Below are 14,630 nucleotides of genomic sequence, written 5' to 3' on the forward strand. Positions count from 1 at the left end.
AATTAGGCAACCTATGTGTTATTATGAGGAAATGTTGGAATTGTTGTAAACAATTTAATTAACAAGTTGAATTGTGATTTTAGATTAACGATTGCAGCTTTTTGATTTTGAAACGAGGCTCGACATCTGAAATCAAAAATCGCTACTCTTCATTCTTAAATCATTATTTCATTCATCACTTCAATCATTATCGCGCAACCTTCTCGAATTTCGTCTTCCGAAATGGTTAATGGTGGCGTAATTCGGATGGCGCATCCTTCGAATAAAAGCCAAAATAGAATCAATCCTTTGTCTTGGCATTTCAGAATCACTTCATTCGTAATCTCGGCGCTTTCCGTCATCGCGGCCAACATTAATCCTTTTCCTCGAATATCTTTTATCAAAGGGTGTACCAAAAGTGATCTAAAGAGCTTTTCTTTCTCTAAAGCTTCTTCCATCAAATTAGTCTCTGTAATTTCCTGCAAAGTGGCCAAACTGGCTGCCGCAATGACAGGATGTCCACCAAAAGTGGTGATGTGGCCCAGTTTGGGATCGTGACTCAACAAATCCATCATTTCCGAGGAAGCCGTGAAAGCCCCCACGGGCATTCCGCCTCCCATTCCTTTGCCCATAACGACAATATCGGGAACGACATCGTAGTTTTGGAATCCAAAAAGTTTGCCCGTTCGCCCAAAACCCGGTTGGATTTCGTCGAGAATCATTATCGCGCCCACTTCGGTACAACGTTCACGGACTTTTTTTAGAAAATTATTGTGAGGCTCAATGAATCCTGCACCTCCTTGAATGGTTTCGAGAATAATTCCGGCGGTTTTGGTGGTAATTTTTTCTAAATCGGCTTCGTTGTTGAAGGTGATGAAATCGACATCGGGAATCAACGGACGAAAAATGCGTTTGCGTTCCTCAAATCCCATCACGCTCATCGAACCCATCGTGTTGCCGTGATAAGCGTTGTGGCAAGAAATCAATTGGCTTCTTCCTGTTGTTCTTCGGGCGAGTTTCAAGGCTCCTTCGATGGCTTCGGTTCCGGAATTGACCAAATAGGTTTTGTCCAAGGGTTTTGGCAAGAGTGAAGCCATCAATTTGCAAAACTCGACGGCTGGACTTTGCGAATATTCGCCATAAACCATCACGTGCGAATATTTGTCCAATTGGTCTTTTATCGCCTGATTGACTCTTGGCGGTTGGTGTCCGAGCGTGCAAGCCGAAACGCCAGCTACAAAATCCAGGTATTTTTTGTTGTTGGTATCAAAAATATAAGAGCCTTTGGCGTGCGAAACTTCCATTCCCAATGGATAGGGCGAAGTTTGGGCTTGGTATTTTATGAAATCGTTGTCCACGTTTTATTTTTTTTAACCGCAAAACGCGATGGCGCAAAGTTTACGGAGTTTTATTTTTGATTTTATTTTTTGATGAAAACGAAGCAGACTGAACACTCAAAACTGACCACAGATTACTGCTTTTTCTTCTTGTCGTAATTCAAGGTTTCCTTCCGGATTTTCATCGGAACATTTTTCTTGGCATTTTCGGTTTTGCCTTGTTTGACTAATTTTTCGTTGAGTTCATTGTCTTCTTCTGTAAAAATATCGTCTTTCGATTTTATTCTTTCATCGCCACGCCAGACCAGCCCACGGAGTTTTCGGGCATTTTCGGGCAAGTCTTTTTCGGGATAAATCGTGCCATCGATTTGCTTGAAAAAAGTGATGGTTTCTATGTCATTTTTGTCAAAAATAATGTTGATTTTACTGCTCACGTTTTTATTGATGCCTATGAGTTCGTTGGTATCATTTCGCATATAATAAATTACTTCGGTATTTTTGATGATGTCTACGTCATGTAGTTTTCCATCCAAAAATTTTCCGAATAGATTTTGCCCTTTCACTTGATTAAAACCGGTTCCGAGCGTGTCTTTCGAGACGATAAAAGTATTGTTTAACACTTTGAGCGAATCCAATTTTTGTGTGGTTTGGTTGCCGATAAGGTGCATGATGTCACCGGTAATTTGGCTTTCGCCATTCCAAAGAATGGGATTTCCAATCAATTTGGTCAAGGCCGTTTTGGAACTCGAATGTATGGAATCACATTTGCCGCTCATATCGGTTTTGTAGAAACGAACATTGTTGAACGCACGAATAATTCGATTGCCTTCAGGACCAGTAACCATCAGTTTTTTTCCGTGAATGTAGACCGAATCGTTTTCCACAAAGTTGATCGCGACGGCTCTTTTGGTAACAAACATCGAGTCTTGGTTTTTGTACAATTCGGCATAATGGCCTTTGACAATGCCTCTATTGACGGAGTCGGTAATTTTTACGTTTCGTGTCGCCGAGGCAAATTCCCGATTTCGATCATAATACAAACTATCGCCTTCTACCAAGCGGTCGTCGTATTTGATGTAGGACTTTCGAAGGAAATGCGCCAGATTTTTTTTGGTGTCATAAAACCCTTTTTCGGTATAAATATAATTGGCTTTACTGGTAATCGTGGAAGGGCCAAAAAGATAGGAATGCCCAGAATTACTGTAATAATCCAAATGATTGGACTTAATTACGTATTTGGGATTCGTGATGGTAACTGCGGTGAGGAATTGGAACTTTTTTTGGGCTACATAATATTTTCCCGACTTGCTTTTTAACGTGTTTTCCCTATTAGTAATCGTTCCATTCGAGTTGTAATACACTTCCTGCGTGTTTCGGTTAAAATTGATGGTATCGGTAACCAAAGTGGATTCCGGGGAATGCATAATGGCATCTCCCGTGGCATAAGCCTGCTTCATGTTGCCATTGTATTCGGCATATTTACTGTTTAAATACAAAGTGTCGCCTTGAACCAATTGCACGTTTCCAAAGGCTTTGATGTAATTTTCTTTTTGAAAATAATACGCTTTGTTGCAAGTCATAACAACGCCATCATGATTTACACGCACATTTCCGGTCAACAATGTCGCATCTGGAGCTTCTATTTGATTTATGTCAAAATAATCAGAATTTTCGATAATGATTTTTTTGGGTACTTGTGCCAAAAGGTTTTGGAAACTTAAAATTACCAAACAACAACTTATAAAAAACAGTGATTTCGTCAATGGATATATTTTTTGCCAAATTTAAGAAAAAGGAAACAACCTGAATCCATATTATGATTTATTTATAACATTCGAAAAGGAGAAATACATCATTTGATTTTGATTCTAAACTTATCAACAAAAAGGAATAATATTTCGTTGTAGTTCAAATTTCAGTGCATAATTCCAGATAAATCTTTGCTTAATTCTCAAATTGATAGCTAAAAAACATTAATTTTAGGAGTTGTTAATCCATTTGGATTGGATTTCACAAACAGAAAAATAATATACGATGATAAAAAAAACAACTATTGTTGCAGGGATGAGCTTTCTGCTATTGGCAACAGCATGTAAAACTTCAGCAATAAAAATGGATACAGAAAAAAAAGAAATTACCCCAGACAAAAAAATAGTGGTTTACCAAGTTTTTACCCGATTATTCGGAAATAAAAACACGACCAACAAACCTTGGGGAACCATTGAGGAAAATGGAGTTGGAAAATTCAATGATTTTACGGACAAAGCTTTGAATGAAATCAAGGATTTGGGCGTAACTTATGTTTGGTACACCGGAGTTCCGCATCACGCCTTGATTCGTGATTACTCCTCGATTGGAGTTTCAAACGATGACCCGGAAGTGGTAAAAGGTCGGGCCGGTTCCCCTTATGCCGTGAAAGATTATTACAATGTAAACCCAGATTTAGCCGTCAATCCAGCCAATCGTTTACAAGAATTCGAAGATTTGATTGCCAGAACCCACAAAGCCGGATTAAAGGTGATTATAGATATTGTCCCAAACCACATTGCCCGAAAATACGAGGGGAAAAGCAATCCTGAAGGCGTGAAAGATTTTGGTGCAGACGATGACACATCAGTAGAATACAAACGCGACAACAACTTCTATTACATTCCCAATACTCGTTTTGAAATACCGGAAACGGACAAACCGTTGAACGGGGAAAACAATCCGCTCATTGATGGCAAATTCGAGGAATTTCCAGCAAAATGGACTGGCAACGGTTCTCGAATGGCAAAACCGGACAAAAATGACTGGTACGAAACGGTGAAAGTAAATTATGGCATTCGCCCTGATGGCTCGAAAGATTTCCCGGAACTTCCAGCAGGTTTTGACACCAAATCTTATCAAGAACATTTCGATTTTTGGAAAGATAAAAACGTGCCGAATTCTTGGATAAAATTCCGTGACATTGCCTTGTATTGGACTGCCAAAGGCGTGGATGGTTTTCGATACGACATGGCCGAAATGGTGCCTTATGAATTCTGGAGTTACATGAATTCAGCGATAAAAGTGAAAAATCCGGATGCTTTTTTAATGGCCGAAGTGTATAATCCAAACGAATATCGAAATTATGTTCGCCTCGGAAAAATGGATTATTTGTATGACAAAGTCGAAACTTACGACCACCTGAAAGCCGTAATTCAAGGAAAAACCTGGCCTGACGGATTGACTGACATTCAGCATCGAATGGCTGACATTGAGCATCATATGCTTAAATTTTTGGACAATCATGACGAACAACGCTTGGCAAGTCCAGAATTTGCAGGAACACCACAAAAAGGAAAACCTTTGATGGTTGTTTCCGCCACAATAAGTAGTGCGCCCACAATGGTTTATTTTGGTCAGGAAGTTGGCGAAGCAGGAAACGAAAATGCAGGTTTTGGCACACATTCCAGGACTTCTATTTTTGATTATATCGGAGTTCCCAATCATCAGCGTTGGATGAATGGAGGAAAATTTGATGGCGGACAACTTTCGCAGGACGAAAAAGACTTGCGTGATTTCTATAAAAGATTATTGAATTTTTCCATTAACAGCTCAGCCTTGATGGGGAATTTTCAAGAAATACAAACAGCAAATCGCAACATTACGCCTGGTTATGACATTGCCATTTATGCTTACACCCGCTGGTCTGACACGCAAAAATTAATTGTCGTGACTAATTTTTATGACTTGGCATCCAGTAATTTCGAACTGCGAATCCCTGCAGATATTATCCAAAAATGGAACTTAAAAGATGGGAATTATACCATAACCGATCAATTGTACCATAAAAAAACTACCCAATTGCGAATAGAAAACGGAGAAGGAAAAGCACAAATCAGCATCGGCCCTTCTGAATCATTTATTTTTCAATTGTAATTCATTTTATATTAACTAAATTTTAAATTCCACATCAACATCAATGAAAAGACCAGTAACAATTTGTTTGCTATTTTTAGCATTCTTGCCTTCATTTGCCCAAAATGATTTTACTCCCAACTGGAGTAAAGGAGTAGTTTGGTATCAAATATTTCCCGATCGGTTTAATAATGGAGACCCATCAAACGATCCAAAAGTGACTGATCAAGATGGAGCTTATCCCTTTGACATCACTTCAGACTTCCAAATTCATCCATGGACAAGCGATTGGTATGAATTGCAACCTTACGAACAGAAAAATGGCAAAGATGTGTATTACAACATTCAACGTCGACGTTATGGAGGCGATTTACAAGGAGTCATCGACAAATTGGATTACTTGCAATCATTGGGCATCAATGCCATTTACATGAACCCCATTTTTTGGGCACCTTCTTCCCATAAATACGACGCATTGTGCTATCACCATGTCGATCCCACATTGGGTCCAGATCCAGAAGGAGACAAAAAACTAATCCTGAATGAAGCCCCCTTGAATCCCGAAAAATGGGTTTGGACAAAAGCGGATTTACTGGCTCTTAAACTCATTGATGAAGTGCACAAACGAAATATGTCCATCATTTTTGATGGTGTTTTCAACCATTTGGGAGTAAATAGTTTTGCTTTTAGGGATGTGGAAGAAAAACAAGAAAAATCAGCCTACAAAGATTGGTTTATGGTTGATAGCTGGAAAGATGCTGCCAAAGGAACAAAGTTTGAATACCAAGGTTGGTTTGGCGTAAAAACTTTGCCAGAGTTAAAAGAGGATAAAACAGGAATCGTTGCGGGACCAAAACAGTATATTTTTGACGCTACCAAACGATGGATGAACCCAATGAATAAAGGAGCCCAATATGGAATTGACGGTTGGCGATTGGACGTGGCGTATTGCATTGCCCATCCTTTTTGGAAAGATTGGAGAAAATTGGTAAAATCAATCAATAACGAAGCTTATCTAACTGCCGAATTGGTTGATCCTATCGAAAAAACAAAACCTTATTTGAGCGGAGACGAATTTGATGCAACGATGAATTATAATTTCTCTTTCATCGTGCATGATTTTTTTGTTCAAGATGCCAAAGGAATTTCCGTTACCCAGTTTGATGCCCAATTGAAGGAATTGCGCGATGGATTTGGAGAAGGCGTAGCCATGAACATGCAAAATTTGGTAGGAAGCCACGATGCAACAAGAATTGGTAGTGCAGTGGCAAATCCTGACGGGAAAAAATTTGGTGACTGGGGCGCTTATTTTACTTGGAGCCAAAAGAGCAACAATAAAAATTATAATGCTCGAAAACCTACAGTCGAACAATTGGAAAAGCAAAAACTGATTGCCGCTTTTCAACTATTATATTTGGGTTCGCCAATGATTTATTACGGTGACGAATCCGGCATGTGGGGAAGTAACGATCCTGATTGTCGTAAACCAATGGTTTGGTCGGACAAAGAATATGATGCGGAAACATTTAATCCAGACCAAAGCAAGCACGAAGCAGACAAAGTAGATTTCAATACCGATTTATACAATTGGTACAAAAAATTCATAGGGTTGCGCAATCAATACAAAGCCATAAAATCAGGAAACTATACAACAATTGCAACAAATGATGCAGAAAAAACTTATGCCTTCAGCCGCAAACTGGGTACTGAAGAAGTGATTGTCATCATTAACAGAAGTGATAAACCGATACTTTTTGCAAATCCAATTCTTAAAAAAGGGAACTACAAAGAGGTATTTACCAAGAAAGCAATAAAAAAGGTGACGGTAAAACCTATGGATGTTGTTGTCTTGAGTAACAAGGTTCTTTAATAACACGAATATGACCAATAAAAAAGCTGGAGCAAAATTAATTTGCTCCAGCTTTTTTATTGTTTTTTTTGATTACTTCTTCAAAGCCTCTTCATAATTTTCAGCTACTTTGTTCCAATTGATCACATTGAAAAAAGCATCCACATAATTTTTTCTTTTGTATTGGTAATCCAAGTAATAAGCATGTTCCCAAAGGTCTAGAGCCAGAATTGGTTTTCCGGGAACGAGAGCATTTCGCATCATTGGATTGTCTTGGTTTTGGGTACTTGTAATTTGAAGGTTTCCAGATCTATCGACTATTAACCAGACCCAAGAAGAACCAAATTGCTTGGCGGCTTCATCTTTGAAGGCTGTGGTAAATTCGTTAAAAGAACCAAATTTTTTGGTGATGGCTGCGGCCAAAGTGTCATTGGGTTGTCCCTCTGATTTTGGTCCCATACATTTAAAATATAAGGAATGATTATAGTAGCCACCGGCATTATTCTTGATTTCGGGCACACTTGGATCTAGTTTTGCCAATACTTCTTCAATAGTTAAATTTTCTAAAGCGGTTCCCGCAACGGCTTTGTTCAAATTGTTGGTGTAAGTCAAATAATGTTTGGAGTAATGCATTTCCATTGTCAATGCATCAATATTAGGTGCCAAGGCATCGTAATTATAGGGCAGTTTTTCCAGTTGGAATGCGCCTTCGTCAGCTTTGACATCATCGGGCATTCCCATGGTTACTTTTTCTTGGGCCGTTGGCAAGGGTACTTCAACTACTTCGACATATTTTTTTTTGTTGCAGGAAAGTAAAACGGTAATGAATAGTAAACTTGTTATTAGAAAGGGTATTTTTTTCATGATACGGATTATTGTTCCAATAAGGAATTAATAATTTCTATGTAGTGTTCTTTTGCCTCTTCAATGGATAAATGACTGATTTGAATCCAAGCATTGGTTTTGAAAGCATTTCTTAAATCAAAACTTTCAGAATGATTGTAACTTAAAGTTCCATGAGTGGCTTGTTTGTAAAAGGCATAAAGACGCAACTGGACATCTTGGGGTAAGGATGCCTGAGTCATTTTCGAAGCTATTGCTACGGCTTCTTGAAATTGTGTCTCTAAATCTTTTTCGTTCATTCAGGTTTTGTTGCAATTATTGTTTTTCCTCCCACAGCTTTTTGATTGAGAGCAACATTAATGGGGGTTCCCAAAGGCAAAAAGATATCGACTCTCGAACCAAATTTTATAAAACCGGCATCTTCACCTTGCATTACCTGCATGCCTTCTTTGGCATAATTCACGATTCTTCTAGCCAAAGCGCCCGCAATCTGGCGGTAAAGAACAGCGCCAAAAGTCTTGTTTTCGATCACGACGGTAGTTCTTTCGTTTTCCTCACTCGCTTTTGGATGCCAGGCTACCAAGAATTTCCCCGGGTGATACTTGCTGAATTTTACAATTCCGCTAAGGGCATAACGGGTTACGTGAACATTTATTGGCGACATAAAAATAGAAACTTGAATGCGTTTTTCTTTAAAATATTCACCTTCATACACTTCTTCAATAACAACCACTTTTCCATCAACGGGAGCCAAAATTTGGTTCTCGTCAAGAATGAAGTTTCGTTTTGGATTTCTGAAAAATTGTAAAACGATGATTAACAACAAAAAAGCTGCTATTTGGATTGACATTTTAATCCAATTGATGTCAATGAATTTATCGGACAATAAAAGCACTACGGCAGTAAAAATTGTCGCTATTAAAATCGATTGAGCTCCTTCTTTATGAAACATAGTTTAAAATTTGATAAAATAAAAATATTATTGGTGCCACAAATATAACACTATCTAGTCGATCTAGAATGCCTCCGTGGCCAGGCATAATGGCTCCGCTGTCTTTGACACCGGCTATTCTTTTGAATTTGGACTCGATCAAATCGCCAATTGTTCCCATAACACCCACAATCACAGCTATTGAAGTCCAAATCAGGATTGATTTTTCGCTAAATTCAGGTCGAGCCCTGATGTAATATTTTGATATTAAATAACCGGCTAAAATGGCAAAAACAATTCCTCCTAAGAATCCTTCTATTGTTTTTTTAGGCGATATTTTTTCGAATAATTTATTCTTGCCTATAGATTTTCCAACAATATAAGCAAAGGTGTCGTTTGTCCAAATCAAGATAAATAATCCAATGATTATTTTAGGATTATAATCATTTATACCAAATGAAATTTTTGTGATAAATATAAAGGGCAGCATGATGTACCCCAATAAATACAAGTATTTTGACGACGTACTTATTTTTTGAATGTTGTCGTAAAACAAGAAAAGAATGCACTTTATGGATACCACCAATGCGATAACCAACAAAACAATGTCTAGTTGTTGTATGTTTACGGCTATTGCTATATCAGTATTAAATGCCTGATTGATAGTGTCGGTCGTGATTTTATTATAATGGCTTACCAAAGTAACCGCTGTATACAAAAAGGCTCCGAAAAAAATTGGAAATACTTTGTCTATTTGGATTAAATGGCAAAATTCATAAATTGCTATTAGCAGGAATATCCCAAATAATATAAAAAAAGTTTCTGTCGAAAACAGTATCGAAGTCAGTAATAAAATTACATAAACAGCACCAGATATTGATCTCTTGAGTGTTTCATTCATGTTATTGATCTTCTAAAAGCAACAAATACAGGTTTTTTGCCGTGCTTCCATATTGCGTAAAATCTTCTTCTGCCGCTTTTTCGAAATATTTTATGGTAGTGATATTCGTAGGATAATCTTTCACGTATTTCTTTTTTATCACACTAAGTCCATCGCTTTTGGTTCCAATGATTTGACTGGTGGTGGCAATGATAATAATGTTGGCCGGTAATTCGTTTGGTTTTCGTTGCTTGATTTGTTTGGACGAAAACAAGATGGAACCTTCATCGGCAATCAGGTTTTCGCAACTTGCCAGAAAAAAAGACGGGTTTGCAGGTTTGTCAAAAGCAATTTTGTTTTCTTCAAGCATGTTAAAAAGTTCCGGCTCATAACACAACGCTTCGCTTTCGAACCAATCGTTTTCTTCGAGAATGTTTTCTAGATGATCTTTGACTTCAATTTCATTTTCACAGTATAAAAACTTGCCACCATTTTTCTTGAAATTATAGATAAACTGCTCCTCTAAAGGCGCGTCATTATCTGGAGAAAATTTGCTGTATTCATTATCTTTCTCTTCTTCGGAAGCCGGGTTGTTTGTGCCAAAAAATTTTCTAAAAAGACTCATATTTTTCTATACTACTTTATATATTATTCGAAAACGTCCAAAGATAAAAAAATCTTAATTCAAAAGTCACTTTTGAATTAAGATTTTAAAATAATATATGAATATGCTTATTAAGAGACTACTTCTTCAAGATTAGCATCAAAAGTTCTTTTTCCGAAAATGGCTTCCAAATCGTCTTTGAAGATAACCTCTTTCTCTATCAAAATATCGGCCAGTTGATTCAATTTGTCTTTGTTTTCTTCCAATATTTTGATGGCTCTTTCGTATTGACTTTCTATCAACGACGAAATTTCGGCATCAATCACTTTGGCAGTTTCATCAGAATAAGGCTTGGAAAAACTGTATTCGCTTTGACCTGTAGAATCATAATAAGTGACATTTCCTATTTTATCGTTCAAACCGTAAATGGTTACCATGGCTCGAGCTTGACGCGTCACTTTTTCCAAATCGCTGAGTGCTCCAGTCGAAATTCGGTCGAAAGTGACTTTCTCGGCAGCTCTTCCGCCCATCGTGGCACACATTTCGTCCAACATTTGGTCGGTTCTCACGATTTGTCTTTCTTCTGGAAGATACCAAGCCGCTCCCAAACTTTGTCCACGAGGAACAATGGTTACTTTAATAAGTGGCGCAGCGTGTTCCAGCATCCAACTTACGGTGGCGTGACCCGCTTCGTGAATCGCGATGGCTTTCTTTTCTTCCGGAGTGATGATTTTGTTTTTCTTTTCTAGACCGCCAACTATTCTGTCCACGGCATCAAGAAAATCTTGTTTGTCCACCGCCGTTTTGTTGTTTCTGGCAGCTATCAAAGCCGCTTCGTTACACACATTGGCAATATCCGCACCCGAGAAACCAGGAGTTTGTTTGGCAAGAAAATCTAAATCCAGTCCTTCGACTTTTTTTAATGGTGCAAGGTGAACTTGGAATATTTCGGCGCGTTCGCGAATGTCCGGCAAGTCCACAAAAATTTGTCTGTCAAAACGACCTGCACGCATCAAGGCTTTGTCCAAAACATCGGCCCTGTTGGTGGCGGCCAAAACAATTACGTTTGAATTGGTTCCAAAACCATCCATTTCCGTCAGCAATTGGTTCAAGGTGTTTTCACGTTCGTCATTTCCGCCCGACATGTTGTTTTTTCCTCTGGCTCTACCCACGGCATCAATTTCGTCTATAAAGATGATGGCAGGAGATTTTTCCTTGGCTTGTTTGAACAAATCCCGTACACGAGAAGCACCAACTCCAACAAACATTTCCACAAAATCAGAACCTGACAAAGAGAAAAAAGGCACTTGGGCTTCACCGGCAACGGCTTTCGCCAACAATGTTTTTCCTGTTCCAGGAGGACCTACCAGTAAAGCTCCTTTTGGAATTTTACCCCCAAGATTGGTGTATTTTTCAGGGTTTTTCAAGAACTCCACAATTTCCTGGATTTCTTCTTTCGCACCTTCTAAACCGGCAACATCCTTGAATGAGGTTTTGATGTCTGTTTTTTCGTCAAAAAGCTTGGCTTTTGATTTTCCAATGTTGAAAATCTGGCCGCCACCACCGCCACCGCCACCAGACATTCTTCGCATGATGAATATCCAAACGCCAATGATGATAATGATGGGCAAAAGGCTTACCAAAATATCGGTCCAATTGTTTTTTGGCAAGAAATTAAAATCTTTTAACTTTCCTTCTGCTACCGCTTTTTCCAGTTTAGTCTGAAACAATTGGTCATTACCAATGGTAAAGGTATAATGAGGTCCTTTGTTTGGACGTTCAAAAACATCTTTGGCCACTTTTTTATTGGCTGGATTTTTCAAAGCTGCAGGAGTCAAGAATACTTCGGCTTCCGCTTTATTGTAAACTATTACTTTTTCTATTTCGCCTTTTTCCAGGTAAGCATTAAAATTAGAGGAAGTTAATTGGGCTGGTTCCTGAAAACTGGAACCTCCCGTTATAAAACTTATGAATAAGAATATTAATAGTATTGCCGTATAAATTAACCAAGGACTTACTTTGAATTTATTCGAATTCGGATTATTGTCTTTTGCCATTAGAGAAGTATTTCTTTAGTATTTATTTTCGATTGTGGTAATTTTGGCATCACCCCAAAGACTTTCGATATTATAGTATTCACGAATGTGTTTTTGAAAAACATGCACCACGATGTTTACATAGTCCATAAGAACCCATTCCGCATTGTCGGTACCTTCGACATGCCAAGGTTTGTCTTTTAATTCTTTTGAAACTGTTTTTTGGATGGAGTTAACAATGGCGTTAACCTGAGTGTTTGAGTTTCCGTTGCAAATAATGAAATAGTCGCAAACAGCGGTGTCTATTTCTCTTAGATCCAGAATATCGATATCATTCCCTTTTACTTCTTCTATTCCCTTGATGATGTTTGCCAATAGTACATCATTATTTATAGTTTTTTTAGCCATGAATTATTTTTAAAATAAGTTTGTAAAGTTACCATTTTTTGTGATTATTTTTGAACCTTAACATAATATTAAATTCTGTTCAGAAATAATTCCTCATGAAGCTAATCAAACTCGATGCCATAGATTCTACAAATGAATTCCTGAAAGGATTATCGAACGACCAATTAGTTGAAAACTTTACCGTGATTACTACCGAAATCCAAACTAAAGGCAAAGGCCAAATGGGCGCCAAATGGGTTTCAGAACCCGGTAAAAATCTAATAATGAGTGTTTTGGTTAAAGACTTTTTACTGGACGGCAACAGTATTTTTGACATAAATATTGTCGTTTCCGTTTCTATAATTCAAACTTTGGAAACCTTGAACATTCCTGGATTAAGTATCAAATGGCCAAACGACATTATGTCATATAACAAAAAGATAGGCGGAATTTTGATTGAAAACAGCATAAAAAGTAATGGAACCATTAATTCCATTATAGGTTTTGGATTAAACGTCAATCAAACCAATTTTGAACATTTGCCAAAAGCAAGCGCTCTGGCCTTAATTTGCAACACAACTTTTGATAAAGAAGAAATTCTTTTGAAAATTATCGAAAAACTGGAACAAAACATCCAATCTTGGCATCTAAACGGGGATTTTATGTGGGCAGATTATACCGAAAAGCTTTTTAAAAAGGGAATTCCAATGCCTTTTTCAGACGAAAACCAACAAAATTTCATGGGAATCATTCAAGGAATTTCTTCCATTGGAAAACTTCAAATTCTTCTGGAAGATGATGCCGTTCGCGAGTTTGACATCAAGGAAATCCAGATGTTATATTGACTGTTTGTAACTGTCAAAAACACCAAAACCTTTCGATGTAAATGGAAAGGTTCTGGTGTTTTGTAAAAAAATAATTTTATAGTTTTGGCATATTCACTGCCAAAGTCTCGATAAATTTACCGATTGGACCTTTGATCATCATGGCCATCATCGCATTAAATTCCCCTTCAAAAAGCAATTGAACGTTAGATGAATTCTCTGAAACGGAATTAATGTCTGCTTCTAAAGTGAAAGGCAATTTATCGCTTGCTGCACCAAGAACAATTTTGTTTGGCTCTACTTTTTCTTTCATTTTCAATTTTATTTCAGGCATCCCTTTCAACCCGAAGATAAAAGCATCTTCACCGATTACTTCAAATTTTGCAATATTATCGGGCATTAACTTCTCGAAATTTCTTACTTCACTCAACAAATCAAATAATTCTTGTGCCGATTTTTCGACAGTAACTCGGGGGCTTTCTAAATTCATTTTTATTTTTTGTGTTAATCCCAAAGTTTTGGGACGCTAGTCAATATTTTTAAATCAGTTCAATTTTAAGCTTCGACACTCCAGGTTGATGGACTCAAATTCCACTCTCTCAATGTTTGCTCTTCTTCCTCGGTGATGTATTTTTTGGCTACAGCCAAATTCAATAAATTTTGATAATTACTTAGGGTAAACAAATCAACATTGGCATTTTTGAAGTTTTCTGAGGCAACATCAAAACCATAAGTAAATATGGCAGCCATCCCTTTTATGTTTGCGCCAGCAGCTCTCAAGGCTTCCACGGCAAGCAAACTACTGTTCCCCGTACTAATCAAGTCTTCGACAATCACAACATTTTGTCCTTTTTGCAAAAAACCTTCCACTTGGTTTTGCCTGCCGTGTTTTTTAGGCTCAGGTCGAACATAAACAAAAGGTAATCCTAAACTTTCGGCAACCAAAATCCCGATTCCAATGGCTCCAGTGGCAACACCGGCAATGACATCCGGTTTTCCAAATTGTTTTTCGATATGTTTGGAAAACTCATCGCGAACATAATTTCTTATAAGTGGAAAAGACAAAATTAATCGATTG

At 37.8% G+C, this 14,630-nt stretch carries 14 protein-coding genes; 3 read left to right on the forward strand and 11 right to left on the reverse strand.

Translation table 11 applies throughout. The features are described 5' to 3' along the window. Nucleotides 1–155: 155 nt before the first annotated feature. Together C0430_RS10295 and C0430_RS10300 are read right to left on the reverse strand one after the other, a co-directional pair. On the reverse strand, nucleotides 156–1,337 hold the full coding sequence (locus C0430_RS10295; RefSeq protein WP_290869302.1) for an aspartate aminotransferase family protein: 1,182 nt from the start codon (nucleotides 1,335–1,337) through the stop codon (nucleotides 156–158). A gap of 113 nt (nucleotides 1,338–1,450) precedes the next feature. Beyond that, the gene (locus tag C0430_RS10300) at nucleotides 1,451–3,019 is read right to left on the reverse strand and encodes an OstA-like protein (RefSeq protein ID WP_290869304.1); all 1,569 of its coding nucleotides are present in this window, start codon (nucleotides 3,017–3,019) and stop codon (nucleotides 1,451–1,453) included. 331 nt (nucleotides 3,020–3,350) lie between these two features. Between C0430_RS10300 and C0430_RS10305 the strand changes: the two genes are divergently transcribed. After that, nucleotides 3,351–5,219 (forward strand): alpha-amylase family glycosyl hydrolase, encoded by a 1,869-nt coding sequence (locus C0430_RS10305; protein ID WP_290869307.1) that lies wholly within the window; start codon nucleotides 3,351–3,353, stop codon nucleotides 5,217–5,219. A gap of 43 nt (nucleotides 5,220–5,262) precedes the next feature. Further along, the gene (locus C0430_RS10310; protein WP_290869310.1) at nucleotides 5,263–7,068 is read left to right on the forward strand and encodes a glycoside hydrolase family 13 protein; all 1,806 of its coding nucleotides are present in this window, start codon (nucleotides 5,263–5,265) and stop codon (nucleotides 7,066–7,068) included. Nucleotides 7,069–7,140: 72 nt separating this feature from the next. Here the strand turns inward: C0430_RS10310 and C0430_RS10315 are convergent, their stop codons facing one another. The 7 genes from C0430_RS10315 to rsfS form a co-directional block, all read right to left on the reverse strand. Further along, nucleotides 7,141–7,911 carry a superoxide dismutase gene (locus C0430_RS10315; RefSeq protein WP_290869313.1) on the reverse strand — a complete coding sequence of 257 codons (771 nt, stop codon included), beginning with the start codon at nucleotides 7,909–7,911 and terminating at the stop codon, nucleotides 7,141–7,143. An 8-nt stretch (nucleotides 7,912–7,919) separates the two neighbouring features. Then, nucleotides 7,920–8,189, reverse strand: coding sequence for an acyl-CoA-binding protein (locus C0430_RS10320; protein WP_290869316.1), 270 nt, complete (start codon nucleotides 8,187–8,189; stop codon nucleotides 7,920–7,922). Then, on the reverse strand, nucleotides 8,186–8,842 hold the full coding sequence (locus tag C0430_RS10325) for a phosphatidylserine decarboxylase family protein (RefSeq protein ID WP_290869320.1): 657 nt from the start codon (nucleotides 8,840–8,842) through the stop codon (nucleotides 8,186–8,188). Before C0430_RS10325 ends, C0430_RS10320 begins: the two co-directional genes overlap by 4 nt. After that, on the reverse strand, nucleotides 8,832–9,722 hold the full coding sequence (locus tag C0430_RS10330) for a phosphatidate cytidylyltransferase (RefSeq protein ID WP_290869323.1): 891 nt from the start codon (nucleotides 9,720–9,722) through the stop codon (nucleotides 8,832–8,834). Before C0430_RS10330 ends, C0430_RS10325 begins: the two co-directional genes overlap by 11 nt. 1 nt (nucleotide 9,723) lies before the next feature. Then, nucleotides 9,724–10,326: an LUD domain-containing protein gene (locus C0430_RS10335; protein ID WP_290869326.1), complete on the reverse strand. Its 603-nt coding sequence runs from the start codon at nucleotides 10,324–10,326 to the stop codon at nucleotides 9,724–9,726. A 110-nt stretch (nucleotides 10,327–10,436) separates the two neighbouring features. After that, nucleotides 10,437–12,362 carry an ATP-dependent zinc metalloprotease FtsH gene (gene ftsH, locus C0430_RS10340; RefSeq protein ID WP_290869329.1) on the reverse strand — a complete coding sequence of 642 codons (1,926 nt, stop codon included), beginning with the start codon at nucleotides 12,360–12,362 and terminating at the stop codon, nucleotides 10,437–10,439. A 15-nt stretch (nucleotides 12,363–12,377) separates the two neighbouring features. Beyond that, the gene (gene rsfS, locus C0430_RS10345; RefSeq protein ID WP_039109645.1) at nucleotides 12,378–12,749 is read right to left on the reverse strand and encodes a ribosome silencing factor; all 372 of its coding nucleotides are present in this window, start codon (nucleotides 12,747–12,749) and stop codon (nucleotides 12,378–12,380) included. A gap of 95 nt (nucleotides 12,750–12,844) precedes the next feature. Between rsfS and C0430_RS10350 the strand changes: the two genes are divergently transcribed. Then, on the forward strand, nucleotides 12,845–13,573 hold the full coding sequence (locus tag C0430_RS10350; RefSeq protein WP_290869345.1) for a biotin--[acetyl-CoA-carboxylase] ligase: 729 nt from the start codon (nucleotides 12,845–12,847) through the stop codon (nucleotides 13,571–13,573). A 76-nt stretch (nucleotides 13,574–13,649) separates the two neighbouring features. On the opposite strand, the gene C0430_RS10355 is transcribed toward C0430_RS10350, so the two are convergent. Next, nucleotides 13,650–14,042, reverse strand: a complete 393-nt coding sequence (locus C0430_RS10355; RefSeq protein ID WP_290869348.1) for an SRPBCC family protein — start codon at nucleotides 14,040–14,042, stop codon at nucleotides 13,650–13,652. Nucleotides 14,043–14,107: 65 nt separating this feature from the next. Continuing rightward, nucleotides 14,108–14,630: orotate phosphoribosyltransferase (locus tag C0430_RS10360; protein ID WP_290869351.1), on the reverse strand; the 523-nt coding region annotated here is incomplete at its 5' end.

Origin of the sequence: Flavobacterium sp., from assembly GCF_013823965.1 — a bacterium.
Taxonomy (GTDB): domain Bacteria; phylum Bacteroidota; class Bacteroidia; order Flavobacteriales; family Flavobacteriaceae; genus Flavobacterium.